General features: G+C 69.8%; 21 protein-coding genes and 2 tRNA genes. 14 read left to right on the forward strand and 9 right to left on the reverse strand.

Features of this window, described 5'->3' with window-relative positions:
- Nucleotides 1-173: 173 nt before the first annotated feature.
- From V6U86_RS03330 to V6U86_RS03345, 4 genes are read right to left on the reverse strand one after another with little or no spacing between them, the layout of a single operon-like run.
- Nucleotides 174-1,271: a hypothetical protein gene (locus tag V6U86_RS03330; RefSeq protein WP_334498227.1), complete on the reverse strand. Its 1,098-nt coding sequence runs from the start codon at nt 1,269-1,271 to the stop codon at nt 174-176.
- On the reverse strand, nt 1,268-1,984 hold the full coding sequence (locus V6U86_RS03335; protein ID WP_334498229.1) for a DsbA family protein: 717 nt from the start codon (nt 1,982-1,984) through the stop codon (nt 1,268-1,270). The genes V6U86_RS03330 and V6U86_RS03335 overlap by 4 nt, the downstream gene beginning before the upstream one ends.
- Entirely contained in the window at nt 1,977-2,498 is a 522-nt protein-coding gene (locus V6U86_RS03340; protein ID WP_334498232.1) for a MauE/DoxX family redox-associated membrane protein, read from the reverse strand. The genes V6U86_RS03335 and V6U86_RS03340 overlap by 8 nt, the downstream gene beginning before the upstream one ends.
- A 32-nt stretch (nt 2,499-2,530) precedes the next feature.
- Nucleotides 2,531-3,121 (reverse strand): sigma-70 family RNA polymerase sigma factor, encoded by a 591-nt coding sequence (locus V6U86_RS03345; RefSeq protein ID WP_334498235.1) that lies wholly within the window; start codon nt 3,119-3,121, stop codon nt 2,531-2,533.
- Nucleotides 3,122-3,292: 171 nt separating this feature from the next.
- On the opposite strand from V6U86_RS03345, the gene V6U86_RS03350 reads away from it, so the two are divergent.
- From V6U86_RS03350 to V6U86_RS33335, 3 genes are all read left to right on the forward strand, one after another.
- A complete protein-coding gene (locus tag V6U86_RS03350) occupies nt 3,293-4,960 on the forward strand; it encodes a copper resistance CopC/CopD family protein (protein ID WP_334498237.1) in 1,668 nt (555 codons plus the stop codon).
- Nucleotides 4,961-4,977: 17 nt separating this feature from the next.
- Nucleotides 4,978-5,712, forward strand: coding sequence for a YcnI family copper-binding membrane protein (locus V6U86_RS03355; protein WP_334498241.1), 735 nt, complete (start codon nt 4,978-4,980; stop codon nt 5,710-5,712).
- A 149-nt stretch (nt 5,713-5,861) separates the two neighbouring features.
- Nucleotides 5,862-6,896: a hypothetical protein gene (locus V6U86_RS33335; RefSeq protein ID WP_442934868.1), complete on the forward strand. Its 1,035-nt coding sequence runs from the start codon at nt 5,862-5,864 to the stop codon at nt 6,894-6,896.
- Nucleotides 6,897-7,000: 104 nt separating this feature from the next.
- Here the strand turns inward: V6U86_RS33335 and V6U86_RS03365 are convergent, their stop codons facing one another.
- Nucleotides 7,001-8,284 carry a glycosyltransferase 87 family protein gene (locus V6U86_RS03365; RefSeq protein WP_334498244.1) on the reverse strand — a complete coding sequence of 428 codons (1,284 nt, stop codon included), beginning with the start codon at nt 8,282-8,284 and terminating at the stop codon, nt 7,001-7,003.
- A 72-nt stretch (nt 8,285-8,356) separates the two neighbouring features.
- Between V6U86_RS03365 and orn the strand changes: the two genes are divergently transcribed.
- Nucleotides 8,357-8,947 carry an oligoribonuclease gene (gene orn, locus V6U86_RS03370; protein ID WP_334498247.1) on the forward strand — a complete coding sequence of 197 codons (591 nt, stop codon included), beginning with the start codon at nt 8,357-8,359 and terminating at the stop codon, nt 8,945-8,947.
- Nucleotides 8,948-9,051: 104 nt separating this feature from the next.
- Nucleotides 9,052-9,127 (forward strand) — tRNA-His (locus V6U86_RS03375).
- A gap of 146 nt (nt 9,128-9,273) precedes the next feature.
- On the opposite strand, the gene V6U86_RS03380 is transcribed toward V6U86_RS03375, so the two are convergent.
- Both V6U86_RS03380 and V6U86_RS03385 read right to left on the reverse strand, forming a co-directional pair.
- Nucleotides 9,274-10,566, reverse strand: a complete 1,293-nt coding sequence (locus tag V6U86_RS03380; RefSeq protein WP_334498250.1) for a L,D-transpeptidase — start codon at nt 10,564-10,566, stop codon at nt 9,274-9,276.
- Nucleotides 10,567-10,813: 247 nt separating this feature from the next.
- Entirely contained in the window at nt 10,814-12,076 is a 1,263-nt protein-coding gene (locus tag V6U86_RS03385) for a L,D-transpeptidase (protein ID WP_334498252.1), read from the reverse strand.
- Between the two features lie 186 nt (nt 12,077-12,262).
- Here V6U86_RS03385 and V6U86_RS03390 point away from each other — a divergent pair.
- Nucleotides 12,263-12,338: transfer RNA gene (locus tag V6U86_RS03390), tRNA-Lys, on the forward strand.
- 149 nt (nt 12,339-12,487) lie between these two features.
- Here the strand turns inward: V6U86_RS03390 and V6U86_RS03395 are convergent.
- Nucleotides 12,488-13,009: a topology modulation protein gene (locus V6U86_RS03395; RefSeq protein WP_334498255.1), complete on the reverse strand. Its 522-nt coding sequence runs from the start codon at nt 13,007-13,009 to the stop codon at nt 12,488-12,490.
- Nucleotides 13,010-13,240: 231 nt separating this feature from the next.
- On the opposite strand from V6U86_RS03395, the gene V6U86_RS03400 reads away from it, so the two are divergent.
- The 8 genes from V6U86_RS03400 to V6U86_RS03435 all read left to right on the forward strand — a co-directional run bounded on the left by V6U86_RS03400 (nt 13,241) and on the right by V6U86_RS03435 (nt 19,868).
- Nucleotides 13,241-14,596 carry a hypothetical protein gene (locus V6U86_RS03400; protein ID WP_334498258.1) on the forward strand — a complete coding sequence of 452 codons (1,356 nt, stop codon included), beginning with the start codon at nt 13,241-13,243 and terminating at the stop codon, nt 14,594-14,596.
- Nucleotides 14,597-14,603: 7 nt separating this feature from the next.
- Nucleotides 14,604-15,488, forward strand: a complete 885-nt coding sequence (locus tag V6U86_RS03405; protein WP_334498261.1) for a phosphotransferase — start codon at nt 14,604-14,606, stop codon at nt 15,486-15,488.
- 447 nt (nt 15,489-15,935) lie between these two features.
- Nucleotides 15,936-16,100 (forward strand): multiple cyclophane-containing RiPP AmcA, encoded by a 165-nt coding sequence (amcA, locus tag V6U86_RS03410; protein WP_334498264.1) that lies wholly within the window; start codon nt 15,936-15,938, stop codon nt 16,098-16,100.
- Entirely contained in the window at nt 16,097-16,369 is a 273-nt protein-coding gene (locus V6U86_RS03415; RefSeq protein WP_334498267.1) for a hypothetical protein, read from the forward strand. The genes amcA (V6U86_RS03410) and V6U86_RS03415 overlap by 4 nt, the downstream gene beginning before the upstream one ends.
- Before the next feature lie 59 nt (nt 16,370-16,428).
- Nucleotides 16,429-17,571 carry a cyclophane-forming radical SAM peptide maturase AmcB gene (amcB, locus tag V6U86_RS03420; protein WP_334498270.1) on the forward strand — a complete coding sequence of 381 codons (1,143 nt, stop codon included), beginning with the start codon at nt 16,429-16,431 and terminating at the stop codon, nt 17,569-17,571.
- Entirely contained in the window at nt 17,568-17,750 is a 183-nt protein-coding gene (amcA, locus tag V6U86_RS03425; protein ID WP_334498273.1) for a multiple cyclophane-containing RiPP AmcA, read from the forward strand. The genes amcB and amcA (V6U86_RS03425) overlap by 4 nt, the downstream gene beginning before the upstream one ends.
- Before the next feature lie 72 nt (nt 17,751-17,822).
- Nucleotides 17,823-18,509 (forward strand): pentapeptide repeat-containing protein, encoded by a 687-nt coding sequence (locus tag V6U86_RS03430; protein ID WP_334498276.1) that lies wholly within the window; start codon nt 17,823-17,825, stop codon nt 18,507-18,509.
- Nucleotides 18,510-18,734: 225 nt separating this feature from the next.
- Nucleotides 18,735-19,868 carry a DeoR family transcriptional regulator gene (locus tag V6U86_RS03435; RefSeq protein WP_334498278.1) on the forward strand — a complete coding sequence of 378 codons (1,134 nt, stop codon included), beginning with the start codon at nt 18,735-18,737 and terminating at the stop codon, nt 19,866-19,868.
- Between the two features lie 125 nt (nt 19,869-19,993).
- Here the strand turns inward: V6U86_RS03435 and V6U86_RS03440 are convergent, their stop codons facing one another.
- Nucleotides 19,994-20,506 (reverse strand): HAD domain-containing protein, encoded by a 513-nt coding sequence (locus V6U86_RS03440; RefSeq protein ID WP_334498280.1) that lies wholly within the window; start codon nt 20,504-20,506, stop codon nt 19,994-19,996.
- Nucleotides 20,507-20,834 lie beyond the last annotated feature (328 nt).

The raw sequence follows: 20,834 nt of genomic DNA on the forward strand, positions 1-20,834 counted from the left end.
ACCCCCACCCCCACCCCCACCCCCACCCCCACCCCCACCCTCGCCCCGCCGATCTTGCACTTTCTGTCCCCGCCTTCGGGGCGAAAGCCGCATATGGCCAACCCAAAGTGCAAGATCGGCGCGGGCGGGGCGGGGCGGGGTGGGGTGGGGTGGGGTGGGGTGGGGTGGGGTGGTTAGGGGGTTCGGGTTCGGGTTGGGGTTGGGGTTGGGGTTGGGGTGCGGGAGGTGGCGTGTAGGCGGAGGACGCCGGCGGCGGTCGCGCCGGCACCGGCGATCAGCACCGCCGCCACCATGACGCGGGCGACCTCGGGCGACCAGGGCACCGGGGCGATGGACCGGGCGAACACGGCGGCGTTCGCCGCGCCGGCGAAGAGGGCCAGGCAGGCCCCGGCCAGCGCGGCCACGAAGTCGGCGCCCGGGCGGCGGCTCAGCGCGTACCAGCCGGCGGCGATCGCGCCGAGGCCGGTGAGCAGGGACCAGATCTGCCCGGAGAGCAACCCGACCACCACCGGGCCTACACCCTGCGCGCCGGCGTCCAACTCGCGCCCCACTGGGTACACCACGGCGACCGCGCCGCCGACGATCAGCAGCGCGCCGAGCGCGGAGAGTGCTCGCCGACCGGATGTCGCGGTGGCGGCGAGCAGGCCGAGCGCGCCCACCGCGAGCAGCCCCACGATGGTCACCGCCCACCAGGTGTACGCGTCCGGCGGCGGCACCCAGTCCAGCGTGCCGCCGATCAGCAGCGGGTCGGTGCCGTCGCGTACTGGGATGCTCCAGTCCCGGACCCGGTGCTCGCGGTCCGGTGCGGCGCGTACCGCGGCCGGTGGAGCGGATTCCTGCCACAGCGCGCGCTGGTCGTGCCACCGCGCTGTGGTGCCGTCGGCGATCCGCCGCCAGACCGGTGCGGCGGCCGGATCGGCTTCGGCTGGAAGCGCGGTCTCCCCGGCGATGGTGCGGTTCAGGTAGGTGGCGGGGGAGTGGCTGTTCTCGAAGACCCCGTCGGGGCCGACGCGCAGGTACGGCTCGCCGGAGTAGCCGATGACCTCGATGGCGCGGCCGGTGCGGTTGGTCAGCTCCAGTCGGGCGCCCGCCTCGATGACGCGTGCCTCAAGTCCTGGCCGCGCCGGCGCGACCCCGGTGGTCCGGGTGCGGTAGTCGGTGCCGTCCGGGGCGTCCGCGCCGTGCGCGGCGGCGGGCGCCGCGCTGATCAGGGTCACCAGGCCGGCCGCGGCCGCGACCAGGCCGGCGCGGCCCAGCAGGGTACGGATCACTTGCCGGCCGCCGCCACGGCTGCGGTGAGGGCGTCCGGGGTGGGGTTCTCCAGCGGCTGACCGTTGACCTTGACGGTCGGCGTGCCGGTGACGTTGCTCCGGCTGGCGTCCTCGGTGACGTGTTCGGTCCAGGTCCGGTACGTCTCGTCCTTCACGCAGCTGCCGAAGGATCCCCGGTCGAGGCCCACGCTGGTGCCGATGTCGATCAGCTGGTCGTCGGTGAGCCCGGCGCTGCCCTCCGGTGGTTGCTGGGCGAAGAGCGCCTTGGCGTACTCGTGGTACTTGCCGCCCGCAGCGGCGCAGCCGGAGGCGGCCGAGGAGCGGGTGGAGTACTCGGTGGTGGAGAAACGGTTGAGGAACGCCACCGGGTGGTAGACGACCTTCGCCTTGTTCTCGGCCACCAACTGTTCGAGCGTCGACCCGCTGGTCTGCTCGAACTGCTTGCAGACCGGGCAGAGGAAGTCCTCGTAGACGTCGACGGTGACCGGGCCGCCGCCGGTGACGATGCCGGTGCCGGCCGTGTTGGCGCCGGGCGGGGTGGTGAAGTCGTCGGAGCGCTGGTTGGACCAGACGGCCCAGCCGATGACGCCGGCGATGACCAGGACGACGACGGCGGTGGCGGAGACCCAGATCGTGCGGCGGCGGCGCCGCTCGCGGGCCAACTGTTCGCGGACCACCCGGGCGGCGTCCCGCTGCCCCTTACGACTACTCATCCTCGTCCTCCACAACGGGTTCGCCGGACAACCACCCGTCCACCGATACCGGCGTACGCGGCCAGACCAGCAGAAATCCGGCCAGCACCAAGAATCCCAGGTCCCGGAGGATCTCCGGGAGGTAACTGGGTGCCTGCCCCGCCGCCAGCTGCCCGCCGCTGCCGAAGCAGCCGCAGTCGATGGCCAGCCCCCGCGCCCAGGCCGAGGCGATCCCCACGATGAAGACCACCAGCAGTGCGGCGGAGACTCCGGCGACGAGCCGGGTGGCCAGCCCGAGCAGCAGCAGCACGCCCAACGCCAGCTCGACGAAGGGCAGGGCTGCGCCGATCACGGTCGCCACGTCGTACGGCAGTACCTGGTAGGCGTTGACCGCCCGCCCGGAGGCGGCGAGGTCGCTGACCTTCGACGCGCCGGCGACCAGCCAGACGGCTGCGAGGCCGAGTCGGGCCGCGATGCCGAGCCAGGGGCGGACCAGCGGCCAGCGGCCGCCCCGGGTGGAAGGTGTCACGCTCATTTGTCGTCCCGTCCGCGCCGGAAGTTCCGCGTTCAGCCGGTCAGGGCGTCGCCGACCGCCTCGACCAGGTCGTCGCGGGCCCGGGCGACCCGCGAGCGGATGGTGCCCACCGGCACCCCTTCGACGGCGGCAGCCTCGGCGTACGACAGGCCGAGCAGCTGGGTGAGCACGAACGCCGAGCGCCGCTCGGGGCCGAGGCGGCGGACCAGGTCGGCCGCGCCGAGCTGGCCCGCCGGGTCGGGGTGCGGTCGGTCGGTGTAGGCGTTCGCCGTCAGGCGCTCGTCGAGCCGTCGACGCCTGACGACTGTGCGCAGGTGGTCGGCGCAGGCCCGCCGGGCGATGCCGAGCAGCCAGGTGCGGGCGCTGGAGCGACCCTCGAACGCGGGCAGGGCCCGGAACGCCCGCAGGTAGGTCTCCTGGGTCAGGTCGTCGGCGCTGTCCGGGTCGACCAGGGCGGCGGCGAACCGCCAGACCTCGGGCTGGGTCAGCCGGACGAACGCCGCCTGAGCGGTGGGGTCACCGTCGCGGGCGGTCAGCGCCCACCCGGTTGCCGGGTCCCGGGCGACCTCATCGGCCGGTGCGGCCGGATCGGCGGCACCGGAGTCACGCGGGACAGGGATCACGACACACCAGGTTACGCGGCACCCGGCCGCGCGTCAGGGTCGTTCGGCCGTGGATGGTCTGCGCCACGTCGGGAACTTTTCCCCGCCCCGGGCCGACTACCAGTTCATGACGTGCGACCACCGACGCGCCCGCCCCCCTCGGGTCGCCGAACGGGACACCGATCGGCGACCATGGCCGGCATGACTGTCGCCCCCCGCCGCTGGGCCGCCCGGCTGGCCGCAGCCGCCGGCCTCCTGGTCACCGTCGTCGCCTTGTTGATCGCGCCAGCCACCTCCGCCAGCGCCCACGCGGTGCTGGAGAGCAGCAGCCCGGCCGCCTCCTCCATCGTGCCGAGCGGGCCGTCCGAGGTGGTCCTCACGTTCAGCGAGTCGGTCCGTAAGGTGCCCGGCAAGATCCGGGTCATCGCACCGGACGGTTCCCGGGCCGACCGGGGCGAACCGTCGTTCGGTGACGCTGTCGTGACCATCCCGGTCGACCCGGCGGGCGCGCGCGGCACCTACCTGGTCAGCTTCCGGGTGATCTCCGCCGACAGTCACCCGGTCTCGGGGGCGTTCACCTACTCGGTCGGCGCACCCTCGACCCCACCCGTCGACTCCGGCACGGACACCCGGGCCAACCCGGTGGTGGGGACGGCGGTGAAGGTGGCCCGTTTCCTCGGCTACGCCGGCCTGGTGCTGCTGATCGGGCCGGCGCTGGTGCTCGCCGCGCTCTGGCCCCGACGGCTCTCCCGCCGGGGGCCGACCCGGCTGGCCTGGACCGGCCTCGGTCTGGTGGCCGTCGCCACCCTCGCCGACCTGTGGTTGCAGGTGCCCTACACGGCCGGTGGTGGTCTCTTCGACGTCACGGGCGAAGGGTTCGGCAGTGTCTTCGGCAGCGCCTTCGGCGCCGCCCACCTGGTCCGGCTCGGCCTGTTGGCGGCGTCCGTCTTCCTGCTCCGCCCGCTGCTGGCCCGGCCCGCCGGCCGCGCGGACGCGATCATCCTGGCCGTGCTCGGCGGCGCAGCCCTGCTGACCTGGCCGCTGGCCGGGCACCCGGCGGCCTCCCCGGCGCCGGCGGTCTCGGTGGTGGTCGACGCGGTCCACCTGGGCAGCATGGCGGTCTGGCTGGGCGGTCTGCTCATGCTCGCCGTCTTCCTGCTGCGTCAGGCCGACGAACGGGAGCTGGGCGCGATCCTGCCGATCTGGTCGCGCTGGGCGGCGCTCGCCGTCTCGGCGCTGCTGCTCGCCGGCACCGTCCAGGCGCTGATCGAGGTGGCCACCCCGCAGGCACTCTTCGACACCACGTACGGGCGCTTGCTGCTCGCCAAGATCGGGCTGTTCGCGATCGTCATCGCCGTGGCGGCGTACTCCCGGCAGTTGGTGCGCAGCCGTGTCGCGGCGCAGCGCCCGGTACCGGTGCGCCGGGCGGTCCTGGTGGAGTTGGCCGTCACCGTGGTGGTGCTGGCGGTGTCCGCCACGCTCGTGCAGACCACGCCCGCCCGTACCGCCGCGGCCGGCCCGTCCGCCGGGGCCGAGACCGGCTTCTTCAGCACCAGGCTGTCCAGCCCGCTGCTGTCCGTGGAGGTCGAGGTGAGCCCGGCCGAGCGGGGCAACAACACGGTGCACCTGTACGCGTACGACAAGAACAACCAGCCGCAACTGGTCGCGGAGTGGAAGGCGACCGTCGCGCTGCCCTCGGCCGGGATCGAACCGATCGAGGTGCCGTTGCTGCGGTTGACGGACAGTCACGCCTACGGCGACATCAGCCTGCCGACCGCCGGCGAGTGGCAGCTCAAGATCACCGCCCGAACGACAGACATCGACCAGGCCACGGTGACCGCCACCGTGCCCATTCGTTAGAGAGGTTCGCGAAACCCATGACCCGATTCCGGCGTACCGCAACCGCCGCTGCCGCCCTGGCGTTCACCGCCGCCGCCACCGCTGTGCTCGGCTTCGCCGGACCGGCGTCCGCGCACGTCACGGTGAACCCGAAGGAAGCGACCCAGGGTGGCTACGCCCGGGTGGCGTTCCGGGTGCCGAACGAGAGCGACAGCGCGTCGACCACCAAGCTGGAGGTGGTGCTGCCGGAGAACGCCCCGGTCGGCTCGGTGTCGACGATGCCGGTGCCCGGCTGGACGGTCGCCACGGAGAAGCGCAAGGTGGACCCACCGATCGAGGTGCACGGCAGTCAGCTCACCGAGGCTGTCTCCAAGATCACCTGGACGGCTTCGGGCGACGCGGGGGTGAAGCCGGGTCAGTTCCAGGAGTTCCCCGTCTCGCTGGGGCCGCTGCCGCAGGTCGACTCGATGGTCTTCAAGGTCCTGCAGACCTACTCGGACGGCAACATCTCGCGGTGGATCGACGAGCCGGTGGCGCCGGGTGCCGAGGAACCGGAGCACCCCGCCCCGGTGCTCACTCTGGCCGCCGCGGCGGCGCCCGCGGGTTCGGCCTCGCCGAGCGCAGCCGTGGCCCTGCCCGACGTTGATGGCGACGACGGCAACGGGCTCGCGGTCGGCCTCGGTGTGGCCGGTCTCGTCGCCGGTCTGGCCGGTCTGGTGCTGGGCGGGCTGGCGTTCACGCGTACCCGCCGGGAGCCGGTCGCCAAGGCCTGACCCTGTTCCACCCGCTGGCCCGCCGGATCTTCCGGCGGGCCAGCGTGCTTTCCGGAGTCGATGCCGACCGTGCCGTGGATATCCCCTGATCAGACCGTCTACGTCGGTAAGGTCGGCCGGGTATTTGGCTACGGAGGGGGACGGCGCGGATGCGGTTCGTGCGGGTGATCGCCGGAGTGCTGCTGTTGGTAGTGGGAATTCCGGCGCTGTTGGTCGGTGGCGGGCTGTGGCTGGTGACCCGGCACGCCGACCCCGGCGGGGCCTTCGCCGCCCGCTTCGAAACGGTCCGCACGCCCGGTCACGCGGTCGTGGTCACCGACCTCGACCGGTTGCTGCGACAGGACGCGCCCTTCGCGCGTACCGCGCAGACCCGGCTTCGACTGAACGCCCGCACCACGGACGGGCCGGCCTTCGTCGGGCTGGCGCCCACCGCCGAGGTGCGTGGCTGGTTGGAGGAAGTGCCGCACGCCACGGTCCGCCGGGTGGCGCCGGCCCGGGGTCCGCTGCCGGTCCGTCTTGATCCGGCCGCCCCGGCCACCGACAACCCGGCCACCGACGCCCCGGGCGCGGCGAAGACCGCCGGGTCGGTCACGCCGCTGGGTCGGCCCTTCTGGGTACGCGAGGGGATCGGCTCGCTGGAGTGGAGCGCGGACGACCTCGCCGGCGAACCCATGAGTCTGGTGGTGATGCGCCCCGACGGCGGCGCCGACCTGGCCCTGGACCTGCGCGCGGAGCTGCGGGCCGGGTGGACCGGACCGACCGCCTGGGGTCTGCTGACCGTGGGCGTGCTGCTGGTGGTGGGCGCGGTGCTGCTTCTGCTGCGACCGCTGCGCCCGCGCGAGGTGATCTTCGTGGTCGAGCCGGACCAGGTGCCGGTGCTCGCCGGCCGCCTCGGGGTCACGTCGCTGAGCGGCCTGGGCCCTCGGCAACCCGACTCGACCCCGCCGTTGCCGGCACGACAGCTCACCTCGGTCGGTGCCGGAACGGCGGAACGGTCCCGGTCGGCGATCGGTGCCGGGCGCCCGGCCACCCTCGCCGACCTGGACGAGCCGGTCCGGTTGCCCCGTCCGCCGGAGGTGACGCTGAGTCTCGCCTGGCCGCCGGCCGTCGAGGACCAGCCCACGGCCCGGCCGGTAGCGGTCCCACCGGTTGACGGCCCGGACGGTGGCGGTCCTGCCGGCTGACGGGGGTGGAACGGCGAGTGGCCCTGCGCGCTGCCGACGCGCAGGGCCACTCTCACCGGGGGATCGGTGCTACCCGAGCGACGCTTGAGGTAGATGAGGACAGATTAGCGCTGATGATGGCTACTCGGGAGGTCTGTCCAGTTGGTGCGATTTTCCGCACGGGGTCGCGGCCGCACCGGCAACGCTGCCAGCAGCAGCAGGCTGAGCAGCACGTAGGTGTTCTGCAGGGCGAAGTCCACCGGGTCGTGAGTGCGGACCAGCCCCGCGCCCCAGGCCTGGAAGGTCACCACGCCGTAGATCGTCAGGGCGGTGATGCCCACTGCGAGCCCGGCCAACCACCCACGCCGACGCGCCTCGTTCGGGTGGTTGGCGCTCAACGCCGCGTCGGCGAGCAGCACCACCGCCGGCACGAACCAGTAGATGTGGTGGGTCCAGGTGATCGGGCTGGCCAGAGAACCGACCAGCCCGGTCAACGTCAGGCCCGTCAACGGGTCACCGGCCCGTGCCGCGCGGGCGGCCCGCCACAGCCCGTAGCCGGCGACCACGGCGACCAACAGAAGCCAGAGCAGCCGGTCCGGTTTCTCCGGAGCGGTGAACCGGCTGAGCAGGCCGAACAGCGACTGGTTGCCGACGATGTCGGTGCGCCCCACCCGCTCGGTGGTCCACAATTCGTGCGTCCAGAATCGCCACGAGTCGCGGGGGGCGACCGCCGCCGCCAGCAGGGTCGCCGCCGCCGCGGTCGCGGTCGCCACCGCTGCGGCCCGCCACCGCCGGGTGGCCAGCAGGTACACGATGAAGATGCCGGGGAAGAGCTTGAGCGCCGTCGCCAGCCCCACGCCCACCCCGGCCCAGCGTCGCGCCTGCGGCACCGCGAACAGCAGATCGGCCAGGATCAGCACGACCAGCAGCATGTTGATCTGGCCGAAGGTGATCGTCTCCCGGATGCCCTCCACCGCCAGCACCAGCAGGACGGCGGTGACCAGGGTGAACGTTCGGGGCAGGTGGTGTCGGTCGATCACCGGCACCACCAGCCACCGGGTGGTCAGCACCACGGCCAACACGGTCAGCGCCGTGAAGATCGCCACGGTGGCACCGAGTCGCAGCAGACCGAACGGCCACAGCAGCAGCGCACTGAATGGCGGATAGGTGAAGTACAACTCGCCCTGCACCCGGTCGGGTTGAACATAGTCGTAGAGCGGGTGGCCGACCCGCCACCAGTCCATCGCGGACATGTAGATCTTGAGATCGAAGAAGTTGTGCACGAGGCCGGGCAGGTAGAGCGCTGGCAGCACGGCGCTGAGCGCCACCACCGCGACCAGGCGACGGACCGTACGGCCACCAGGATCGTCTTCGGTGACGGCGGGCGGCGCGACGGGTTCTGCTGGCACCCCGAAACCCTAGCGGGCCGGTCCGCTGAGAGCGCGCAGCCGCGAGGTGTGGGCTGCGCGTAGGCTGTCCCGGTGGCTGATCTCCTCGTCTGGATCGACTGTGAGATGACTGGGTTGGACCTCGGCAGGGACAAACTGATCGAGGTTGCGGCACTGGTCACCGATCCCGACCTCAACGTGCTGGGTGACGGTGTCGACGTGGTCATCCACGCCGACGAGGCGGCGCTGGCGGGAATGCCGGAGATCGTGCAGACCATGCACGCCAAGTCCGGCCTCACCGAAGAGGTCCGCCGCTCGGTGGTCACCCTTACCGAAGCCGAGGACCTGGTCCTGGAGTACGTCCGCACCTTCGTCAAGGATCCGCGTACGGCTCCGCTGTGTGGCAACTCGATCGCCACCGACCGGGGCTTCATCGCCCGGGACATGCCCCGCCTCGACGCGCACCTGCACTACCGGATGATCGACGTGTCGTCGATCAAGGAACTGTGCCGCCGCTGGTACCCACGGGTGTACTTCGGCCAGCCGCAGAAGGGTCTCGCGCACCGGGCGTTGGCCGACGTCCGGGAGAGCATCCGGGAGTTGGAGTACTACCGGCGCACCCTCTTCGTTCCGCTGCCCGGCCCGGATGTCGAGACCGCCAAGGCCATCGCCGCCGAACTCTGACCCCTGCCGCGCTGACCGGCAACCCGCTGGACGTGCCCGGCCGGGGTGTGGCTATTATTGGTCCGCACCCCGCCCGGAGCGATCGACCGGGCGACGGCGGCATGGTGGCTGTAGCTCAGTTGGCAGAGCACCGGGTTGTGGTCCCGGTTGTCGTGGGTTCAATTCCCATCAGTCACCCCATTGGTTTCACGACTAAGGCCCCCTCTTCGGAGGGGGCCTTAGTCGTTGTCGGGGCCTGCTGGCCGATGATCGACTCCGGTTTCAGGAAACCGGGGCGTCCGATCGAGCGGGATGCCCCGGTTTCAAGAAACTCGAGTCGATTTAGCTCAGGCGGTCGGCGTGGCGGACGGGGTGACCGTCGCGTCCGGGGTCGGCGTGGTGGTGTCCGGGTCGGCCGGCGGCTCGTACGGAATGGCGCTGCCCTTGACGTACTCGTCCCAGCTCATGTTCCAGTCGGTCCAGCCGTTGCCGTTCTGCAGCTTGCGCTCGGTGCCCTTGACCGTGATCGGGTCGCCGATCTGGGTGTTCTTGAAGAGCCACTCGCCGTTGGCCATCGACACGTTCACGCAACCGTGCGACACGTTCACACTGCCCTGCTGGCCCTCGGACCAGGGTGCCGCGTGGATGAACTCCCCGCCCCAGGTGAGGCGCTGCGCGAAGTCAATCTTGGTGCGGTAGCCGTCCTCCGGACCCAGCTCCTCGAACGTGTCGAAGACCGTCTTGCGCAGCTTCTCGATCACGACCATGGTGCCGCTGGACGACGGGGTGCTCTTCTTGCCCAGGCTGACCGGGAGGGTCTTGATCACAGAGCCGTTGCGGGTCACCGTCATCCGCTTGGTCTTGTTGTCCACAGTCATGACCAGCGACGCGCCGATCTTGATGTCCACCGAGAGGTCGGCGCGGCCGTACCAGCCCTCACCCATCGGCAGGCCACCCGCCTGCACCCGGTAGGAGACCTTGCTGTCGGGCTTCCAGAACTCCTTCGGCCGGTACCGGATCTCGGTGGGGCTGACCCAGTGCCAGATCCCCTCCTGCGCCGGCGTCGAGGTGACCGTCATCCGGCGCTGCACATCGTCGCGGTAGTCCACCGGGATGCCCCGGCTGAACTTCACGATCAGCGGCATGCCCACCCCGACGACCTGGTTGTCACCGAGGAAGCTGCTCACCCGTACCTGATTGCCGGGCTTGGCCATGGTGGTGAAGGTGCTGGTCGCGGTGGCCGGGCGCCCGTCGTCACCGGTGGCGGTCACGGTCGCCGTGTAGCTCGTGCCGTACGCCAGCGCGCCGGCCGGCAGCCACGACTTGCCGTCCTTGGCAAGGGCGCCCTCGACCGCCTTGCCGGCGGCGTCCTTCAGCTCGACCGCGGTCTCCACGGCGTCCTTCGTGGTGAAGGTGATGCCGGTCGACGCCGGCACGTCCTTGGCGTCGGCGGCCGGCTCACTGATCGTCGCCGCGGCCTTCGGCGCCGGGTTCTCGCCACCGCCGTGCCAGGAGGACGGCTTACCGCCGTCACCGTTGGTGCAGGCGGAGGTGAAGGCCAGCGCCACGGCGAGAAGCCCCGCCGCGAACACGCGGCGTCGCCCACCGGGCCTGATCAGCTGGTCCTGGCTAGCTCGCATGAATTCCCTCACAGTCGTGGTCGCTGCCCCATCGTCTCCTACTGACGCGCCAGAGCCCGCCCCGGTTGCCGAGGGTGAACCGAAACACGCCGTCAATAGTGCCCGAATCCTGCTGCTATTCGGCGTTTCGTGAGCCTGGTTCGTCTCCGTGCGGGGGTTGGCGGGGTCGCCGCGCCGTCCCGCGCGGCGGGAGTGCAAGGGTACGCCGGCCCCGCCAACGGCAGGGCCGGCGCAACGATCCGGCGGCTCAGACCGCCGGGCCGGCCCCACCACTGGGCACCGGCAACGCGCTGCCCTTGATGAACTCCGACCAGCTCAGGCTCCACGCCGTCCAGCCGTTACCGGCGGTGATCCTGCGCTCGGTGCCCTTGATCGTGATCGGGTCACCAATCCGGGTCTTGTCGAACAACCACTTGGCGTTCGCCATCGACACGTTCACGCAGCCGTGCGAGACGTTCCGCCGCCCCTGCACGTGCTCCGACCAGGGCGCCGCGTGGATGTACTCGCCACCCCAGGTGAGCCGCTGGGCGAACTGGATGTCGGTCACGTAGCGGTTGGCCGGATCCGGATCGTCACGGGTGTCGAAGACCGTGGCTTCCTTCTTCTCCATCACGACCATCGTGCCGCTCGACGACGGCGTGCTCTTCTTGCCCAGGCTCACCGGAATCGTGCGTACCACCGCGCCGTTCTCGTACACCAGCATCTTCTTGTTGGCGTTGTCGACCTTCATCTCGAACGACCGGCCGATCTTGGCGGTGGCCTTGCGGTCGACGTCGCCATACCTGCCGTTGCTCAACGGCACCCCCGCCAGGGCGATCCGCACAGTGATGGTCGTGCCCGGCTTCCAGTACTCCGGGGCCCGGTAGTAGGCCTGCGTACCGTTGCTGACCCAGTGCCACGCGCCCGGCTGCGGCGGGTCGGTCTTGACGAACATCCGCTTCTGGACCGCCGCCCGGTCCTTCTTCGGGATGCCGGGGTGGAACTCCGTGACCACCGGCATGGCCACCCCGTAACTCTTGTCGTCGAAGAGGTACAGGCCCGACCCGATCGTCGACTTCGGCTTGGCCATCGTGGTGAAGCTGCTGGTGCCCTGGCTGCTCGTGCCGTCCGACGCGCTCGCCGTCACCGTGGCCGTGTAGCGGGTGCCCCACTTCAGGGGAGCCGACGGCACCCAGGCCGAGCCATCGGTACGCAGCTTGCCCTCGATCGAGCCGCCGCCGTCCGCCGTCAGGGTTACCTCGGACACCTTCCCGCCATCCGGGAGCTTCGCGCTGATCTCCGTGCTCACCGGCCTGTTCTTCGTGCCGTCCGCCGGGCTCAGGGTGAGCGACGGCCCGCTCGGCGCGGTCGGCGTGGACGGTGCGGCTGAACCAGGGGCGGCGCTCACGTCCGAGGATGCCCCACCAACGAATTCCGGCTTCTTCTCGTCGCCGCCGCACCCGCTCAGTGCCAGCGACGCCGCCAGAGTCAGGGCGCCCACCACCGCCCCAGCTCGCGTGAACCGTGCCATGCCCACCTCTGTTCTCGCGTACCTGGCGGACATCGTGCCGCATCGCCGCCGCAACCCAGGCCCCGATCTTGAGGGCGATGGCCGGTTTGAGGCTTTTGCCGGCAAAGCTCGACCGAAGGGGGGACCCGGGTAACCGAATTGGAGCCCGCTCGGGAGGGGTGCTAATGTTCTCTCCGTTGCCGACGAGCGCCGCTAGCTCAACTGGCAGAGCAGCGGACTCTTAATCCGCGGGTTCGGGGTTCGAGTCCCTGGCGGCGCACCAACGAGATAGGCCCTGACCTGGTGTTTCACACTGGGGAAGGGCCTTTTTCGTGTGCTTCGGTGGTGGGCGGTCGCTCGGTGGGTGCTCGGGAGCCGTTGGACCCGGCCGTCGTCCTATTGGATGCCTGGCTGTCGTCATGGACGCATGGGTCAGATGCCCGGCTGTCTTTTCCGTTGTACGCGGTCCAGGAACCTGTCGGCGTGGCGTCGGCTGGTGAGAGTGATCAGCTGGACGTGTGGCCCGTGGTGACGAAGCAGGCTGCGGACCCGAGGTCGCATTGTGTGCCTGTAGCTGACGATGTAGCGGACGAAGTTCCAGGTGATCCGGTCGTAGACGCCGTCGGCCTGGTGCTGGCCGCCGCGGTAGCGCCACCGTCGTTGGACGATGCCCCACAGGCATGCGGCGGCGGGTAGGTCGAGGAAGATCACGGTGTCGGCGGCGGCGAGCCGGATGGGCAGGCTGCTTGCGTAGTTGCCCTCGATGATCCACCGCTCGCCGCTGACGAGCTTCTCCTGTTGAGCGGCGAACTCATCCCTGGGGAGCGGCCTCCAGCGCTCGTCGTAGTAGATCGCGTCGAGGTGGACCAGCGGTACGTCGAGGATCCGAGCGAGCTTCCTGGCAACGGTGGATTTGCCGCTGCCGCCGCAGCCGATGATGGCGATCCGATCCACGTCTTCCACGGTAGGGCCGAGGAGGCGCACTCCGGCGGAAGGAGGGTTAGCGGCGCTCGGATCCTGCGCTTCATCCCATGGGGACATGGTGAGGGCCCATCGTGGTGTTCCGGATGCTGCCGCATGGGTCAACTCTGAGGTGAGCGCCAACGACTCGACGTGTCGCTGACTTGATGTGACGGCACTCATGCGCTGTGCTTGTAACTGGTCGTCGTTCGATCGGGGTGATTCGTGGCTGCACAGGTGGATCCTGAGTGGTGGAGTTCGGGGCTTTGGAACGGTCTACCGATCAGTGAGTTCCTGCGGCGGCGCGACATCACCGCGGTCTTCCACTTCCTTCATGCCAGGGGCGTGTCATACGGCCGGATTGCGGCTCTTGTTGGCATCTCGCCCAACCGCGCTGCTGAAATCGCCAAAGGCGTCCGCCAGGTCACGGCCTACGAGGTTTTGGAACGGATCGCAGCCGGTCTGAACATTCCGCGTCCGGCTATGGGACTCGGGCGCGACGAGGACATCGTTGTGCCTCGCGACCCCGACCGCCTGGCTGTGGAGGGTGGAGCGGACCGATCGCCGGCCGGTGCCGCCGCCCGCATCGAGGTCAGCAATCTGGTCAGGCTCCGACTGGGACTGGACGAGGCTCTGGCAGCGGCGAGTCTCGCTCCTCGGCAGCTCGAGCTGATTGAACAAGCTGCAGGCGAGCATATGAGGGTCTACCCCTCGGCCTCGCCGCAGATCATGCTTGCGCTACTGGCCGCCGATTGCCGAGAGGTCCAGGCGCTGTCGCTTCGACGGCAGCCGGCGGCAGTCCAGTCCCGGCTGTCCGGGGTGGCGGCGTTGCTGGCGACGATGTGCGCTGATGCGTTGATGAGGCTCGGAGACGTGTCCGAGGCTCGCCGGTGGTACGGCACGGCGATCCACGCGGCGGACGACAGCGGGGAAGCTCGTTTCAGGGTGCTCGTTCGGGCCCAAGCGGCGATGCTGCCGTACTACTTCGGGGATCCAACCCAAACCGTTGCCCTCGCAGATGCGGCTCTGGCGGTGACGTCGAACGCATCGTCGCCGGGTGCCCTGGCAGCGGCGGGCCGGGCGCGTGCTCTGGCCCGGATCGGCGCCATCGAGCAGGCGCGGTCGGCCATCGATCAGGCACGGCGGCTGTTCGACCAGGCTGGCGACGAGGACACCGACGTGGCGTTCAGGTTTCCGGCGAAGCGGCTGCTGTTCTACCTCTCCGGGGCATACACCTGGCTCGGTGACACGGTGGAGGCGTACCGGGTCCAGGACGAGGCATTGCGGCTCTACGGCGCGGCTCCGGCCGTACCGATCGACGCGGCGCTCATCGCCCTGGACCGGTCGATGTGCCTCGCGCACGACCGGCGGGCGACCGAAGCGGCCCTGACCGCGCGTGATGCCGTCGCGGACCTGCCCGAGACGCAGCGTACGGAGATCATCCTGACCAGGGCCACCGAGGTGGCCACGGCGATCCCCGAGAAAAACGGGCGCGGCGAGGTCGCCAGCTTGACGGATTACCTACGGGCGTGCCGCGAGCGCGCCCGTAGTCTTGGGACCACAGCCGCACTCGGTCCCTAGGAGCCCCATGTTCGTCGAGGCGCGCACCCGGCCGGTACTCGCCGAGGTGTGTCGTCTCCTCGGCTATTCCGACTCGGACGCGGTCCTGCTACGGCACCACACCAACGCCGTCTACGCAGTCGGTGACGTGGTCGTCAAGATCGCCCCTGGCGATCATGACCTGGAACGGGTGCGCGGGATGGTGGCCGTGGTCGACTGGCTGGTGGCCCGAGGTTTCCCCACGGTGGGCCTTCATCCGGGCGTCTCCCAGCCGACGCGGGTGGGCGGGTACGCCGTTACGGTCTGGCAGCGTCTGGACCCGGCACACGACGACCCCATCACCGTCTCCGAGCTCGGAAGCCTTCTCCGGGAACTGCACGCCTTGCCCGCTCCGCCGGTGCCGCTGCCTGCACTGCGACCGATCCACGGCATCGAGCGGGCCGTCATTTGTTCGGAGATCCTCAACGGCAAGGAACAGGATCTGCTGATGGGCAGGCTCGAGGCGCTGGCTGCCGGCTGGGAGGCGATGCGGTTTCCCGGCGGCACGAGCATGATCCAGTCCGATCCCCAGATCCGCAACGCGCTCCGGCGCTTCGACGGCACGCCCGTGCTGGCCGACTGGGACGGCGCCGCCCTCGGGCCCCGAGAGTGGGACATCGCCACGGTCGCTGTCCACTGCCGCCGGTTCGACCAGCCCGGTCCCGATGCCTTCGCCGGCTTCACCGCCGCCTACGGCTGGGATGCCACATCCTGGCCGAGATTCGAAGACCTGTGCCAGCTCCGTGAGCTGCAGATGATCGCCACCAACGCTCGCAAATCCCGGCCCGGAACCGAGGCCGCCGCCGAGGTGCACCACCGGATCGCGGGCCTCGTCGACGACGCGTCGGAACTCCGCCGCTGGCACATCCTCTGAGCCGAGTCTTGTAGGGCGGGCACCGTGTGTCCTCTCCGCATTGGCTCAGGCGGGACACGGTGAGGCCCACCGTGGCCCACCACGCTGGGTCTGTCTCCCGGCCAGTGCCGCCAGCGATCGTGGACGTCAGGAACACGTCGGCGGAACGGTCCAGGACCATCCTGACCCCCATGGCGCGCCGACGGGCCAGCGGCAATGTCACGCCAGGGAGACCCAGATGGACGTGCCACTTGGCGACCGGTCGGAACGCGACCCGACGCACCGGCAAGTGCTCGCGCCGGGCACTCCGTCGACCGCACGGGTGACTCCCCGTTCGCGTACCGCCAGCAGGGCTGCGTGGGCGGGTGACCGGCGGTCTGCTCCCAGCCGCTGGCCGACGGCGGTGGGCTTGCCGGTATGCCGGCAAGCCCACCGCACACACGCGTCGACGCCGACCGGGAGCTGGCTATGACGGTGTACGTGTCGCGGTACGCGGCGACCGGCGAGCTGACGACAGACCGCCCAGCGGCGGTTGCGGTGTCGGCGCGGCGGGGCTCGACCGATCCGCCACTGCTGACGCACGTCTGGCGGATCGTGTTCGAGCGGCAGGCGCGGGAAAGCGATCGCCGATGAGCGGGGACGGAGTGTCTGCCGCTCAGACGGACCCGGAGCTGCAGTCGGAGCATCTGCCGCTGCGTCCGCTCTGGCTTTGCCGGGCCTGCGGGCAGCCCTGGCCCTGTGGACGGGCCAAGCTCGCCCTGTTGACCAGCTACCAGGGCAGCCGGCTCAACCTGCTGCTCTACCTGTCCGGCTGCCTGCAGGAGGCCATCGACGACCTGCACCGACTCAACCCGAGCACCACCGGCGACGTCAGGAACCTGTTCGACCGCTTTCTCGGCTGACCGGCTCGGCACCGTAGCCGTCGCCCGCCCATCGCCGGACCGCAGACACCGGAGGAGACATGACCGTCCGGGACATCGGGATCATCGCCACGACAGGGCAGCCGGCCATCGCCGGGACCTTCCATACCCTGGTCCTGCAGCCCACCAGCTTCTGCAACCTGGACTGCAGCTACTGCTACCTGCCCGACCGGCGCTCGCGCCAGCTCATGTCCGTCTCCGTTGCGACCGCCTGCGCCCGTTCAATCGAGCAGCAGGACAGCGCCCATCCAGTAAGCGTCGTGTGGCACGGCGGCGAGCCCACAACGACGCCGATTGACGTCTTCCAGGCACTGCTGGCTCCCTTCGAAGCTATGCGGCGAGCTGGGCGGGTGCGCCACGAGATCCAGACCAACGCGACGCTGATGAACGAGCGGTGGTGCGATCTGTTCGCCGCCTACGACTTCGAGATCGGCGTCAGCATCGACGGGCCCGGCATGCTCAACAGGAACCGGCTTGACCGAGCCGGTAACGCGACGACGGCCCGCACGATCCGCGGCACGCGAGTCCTGGCCGAGGCCAGCCTGCCGTACTCAGTGATCTGCGTCGTCACACCCGAAACCATCGACCTCGCCAATGACCTCGTCGAGTTTTTCACCGCCCTGCCGGGATGCGAGTCGGTGGGCTTCAACATCGAGGAACAGGAAGGCGCCGCCCGTACGCCGGTGCCGGAGGAAGCCGCGTACCGGTTCTGGAGTCGACTCGTCCGGCACCGACTCGCCGGCAGTCCGCTGCGAATCCGCGACCTGGATCGCTTGGCCGACTACCTCGGCGCCACCCGCGCCGGCCTCACCGACCACGGCCCGTACGAACCGATCCCCACAGTCGCCCACGACGGCCAGGTGGTTCTGCTGTCACCGGAACTGCTGGGTATCAAGAGCCCGCGGTACGGCGACTTCATCGCGGGCAACGTGCTCGGTGAAGCGATCGGCGACATGGTGGCCCGCGCCGGTGAGTTGCGATACGTCGCTGAGTTCGTGACGGCGCTCAACGACTGTGCGGACCGCTGCGCGTTCTACGACTTCTGCCGGGGCGCTCAGGCCGGCAACCGCTACTTCGAACACGGCACCTTCACCGCCCGGGAGACCGGTTACTGCCGCACGACTCGGCAAGCCCTGGTCCGCGCCGCCGCGGATCACCTCACCCCTCAAGGAGGACCGTCATGACCAACGCCCTTGCCGCGCTTCTCGACGCAACGCCGGACCGCCTCGCCCTCCTCGGCGTCGACCCGCAGCGCGCGGTAGCGTCGATCGACGCGGCGAAGTTCGACAACCGACCCGCCTGGGAGAACAAGGGGAAGTTCGACAGCCGCCCCGGCTGGGACAACTGGAACAAGAAGAAGTAGCCCGCCGACCGGCAGCTCAAGTCGACGCGCGGGGCGGCGTGCCCACCCCGCGCCCGAACAGGTTGGAAAGACATGCGTAGGACCACCGTGGGCGACGTGACGATCCTCCTGCCCGACCTCGACCCGGAAGATCTCGACCAAGTCAGCGACCTACCGGACGGCGACCTTCACGACGGCCTCGTGCAGGACGCTTCCTGGCGAGGTCGACAGATCGCCGACTGGAGTATCCGAGGCTGCCGGATCACCGGAGCGGATCTCGATGAGATCACCTGGGAGGGCGGTGCCCTCTACGGCTGCGAGATCGTCCAGACGGACCTGTCCGGAGCAGCCCTCACCGGCGTCAGCATCGAGCGGTGCTCGGTCACCGGCTCCCGCCTCACTGGAACCCGACTCATCGACGTAGGCCTGAAAGACGTTTTGTTCGACAACTGCCGGTTCGACTACGCCACGCTGAACCGCGTCAGCGCCGCCGGTTCGGTGGCCTTCATCGACTGCACCCTCGTCCACGGCACGTGGTCATCCTGCCGACTCTCCGGTGTTGTGCTGCGGTCGTGCGACCTCAGCGATCTGGAACTGGACTCCTGCCGCCTCGACGGCGCTGACCTGCGGGGCAGTCGACTGCACGCCTTCGCTGCATCACTGGACAATTTGCAGGGCGTCGCCCTCACCGAGGAGCAGCTTCCCGAGCTGACCCGGATGACCATCGACGCCCTCAGCATCAACGTCCGCGCCGACGTGGCGCGGGGCCACGACCGCTGACGCCGCTACCGGCTGCGGCTGCGCTTGAGGGCAACAGCCGCGAGATCGAGCGAGTGGCCAGTTCGCCGCAGACACCGTCCACGGCTCGTCCGGTCGTCCACCTGTATGGGCCCTTGGCGCATAGCTCGTTACCGAGGGAAGACGCAAGAATGACCCGCTGACGTTGTTACGTTCAGTAACAGCCGTTTCGGTGGGTGGCACGTCATCGCCGAGCCGGAACGAGGCATGTCGCGAGCTTCTGGAAGATCGGGGCCGCAGTATGGCGCTAATCGTGAAGATCAACTATCGGCGGCCCGATTTGACCGTGATATATTTTTTGTCCTCGACTCTTCGGCTGATTCGCTGAACAGTGATCTCCAAAATCGACCCCAAAACCACGGTTTGGATATGTGGGTGCTCGCACGGCCCGCTGACGCGTCGCCCAGCGGCCTGCGGCCAGCGCTGTTTCCGGTCACGGTGGTCCTGAATTTCGGTATCCCGGTTGGCGCAATTGATTACTTTCTGTTGCGGTTGTCGGGAGCGGGGTGTCGGACTGTCGGCACCCGGAGGGATCATCGGGGGATGGGTGAGCAGGGTGCCAAGCGGCGGTTGTCTCCGCGGCGGTGGCGGATCCTGTCGTACCTGGCTCAGCATGGTTCCGCGTCAACGCTGGACGTGGCGCTTGTCTGTGCGGTGTCGCGGTTGGCGGCTCACCGGGATCTGGTGTGGCTGCACGAGGCGGGACTGGTGCGCCGCGAGCGCTCGGCGGAGGACCGGACCCATACCTGGTGGTACGGGGTCACGGCTGAGGGGACCGACGTGCTCCGCCGCGCCCTGACGGGATCGGGGCGGCCGGTTCCCTTGCGGTTGGGCCAGCGGTCCTCTGGTGTGGCGGATGCCCTGTTGTTCCTGCCGTTGGTCGAGGTGTCGCGACGCAACCCGGGGCGGTGCGAGCTGTTTCAGTGGCTGGCGACGATGGAGACCTCGTCGTGGTTGCGCCAGCACGACTTGGCGCAGCTTCGGGCCGACGGGTACGGCGTCTGGCTGCAGGACGGGCGTTGCCTGCGGTTTCTGGTACACGTCGACCGTGGGCCGACCGGCGACGTTGTCGCCGAGTACGAGCGGCCGGCGTCAGGGCTGGGTGGACTGTTGGGCGGCTACCGGCGTGCGGACCGGCTGGTGCCGGTCGGGGCGGTTCTTCTGATCGCGCAGGATGCCGAGCGGGAGGACCGGCTGCGGGCCGACCTGCTCCGCCGGCCGCTGCGGAACGTGCTCGCTACGACCACGGAGCAGTTGTTGTATCGCCACCGGCCGGACGAGCAGATATGGCAGGTGCCGGGGAACATCGGCAGGTGTCGCCTCATCGAGGTCGGATCGTGACCGCACGACGTCACGACCCCCGGGACGCCGCCAACGCCAGCGGCATGGTGCGGGATCTCACCAGCGGCGGTCCTGACTGGCAGGCAGCCGTCAAGAGCGGCGCCCGCGACGGCTCGGGGCTCGCTCTACCGCGCCTGCATGAGCCAGCTCTCGATGACTGTGAAGTCGTGCTCCGTCAGCCCGTGACGTGGGTCGACCCGATGCAGCAGGGCCGGGGCGTGGTGATGAGTCGATACCCACTGCTGATCGGCGTCAGAGATCTCGTCGTCCACCCAGACGAAGGGGCGTCCGTGCGCCCATTCGACCAGCCCACGGGTCTTCCAGTGCAGGACGCCAACCTCGTCAGAGTCGGGCCAGTCCACAACCGGCAGGGTCGGTAGCCCGAGCAGGGGCGCGAGCACGTCGTTCGCGTCGTTCATCCAGGTCGTCGCCCACACCAGGTCACACGGTAGGGACTCCAGCCGGCGGCCGTGTTCCGGATCGACCCTGCCCAGCAGGGGATGGGCGTCGGCCGGTAGGACCGGTGCCTGGGTGTGGCCATGCGGCATGCCCGACTGAGCCGCCGCGGGTGTTCCGAACGGGATGAGGGTGCCGTCCACGTCAAGGAACAGCAACGGATGCGGCGCAGGAGCGGACATGACCCAAGAGGCTAGCCCTCACCCCGCCACCAACCACCTCTGCGCGCTTACCCCAAGTCCAATCGTTTCGCTACGGCTCCCGCCAGGCGTGCGCCGCTGGGGTGGCGACCACCGCCGGGCCGGCGCCGGGATGCATCTCACCGGCCCTTCTCGCTCCAACGGCGCTGTGGTGACCCGACCACGCCATCAGCACCACATTCCACACCCTCAACCAAGGAGTTTCCGTGCTCTCGCCGACACCTTCACCTACTGCCGTAGGCACTGGCAGTGACGAGTTCCGGCTTGATCCCCGTTTGAGGGTCGGGCTTGGCGTCAGCGTTGACGTCAG

It is taken from the genome of Micromonospora sp. CPCC 205558, assembly GCF_036902955.1.
GTDB lineage: Bacteria > Actinomycetota > Actinomycetes > Mycobacteriales > Micromonosporaceae > Micromonospora.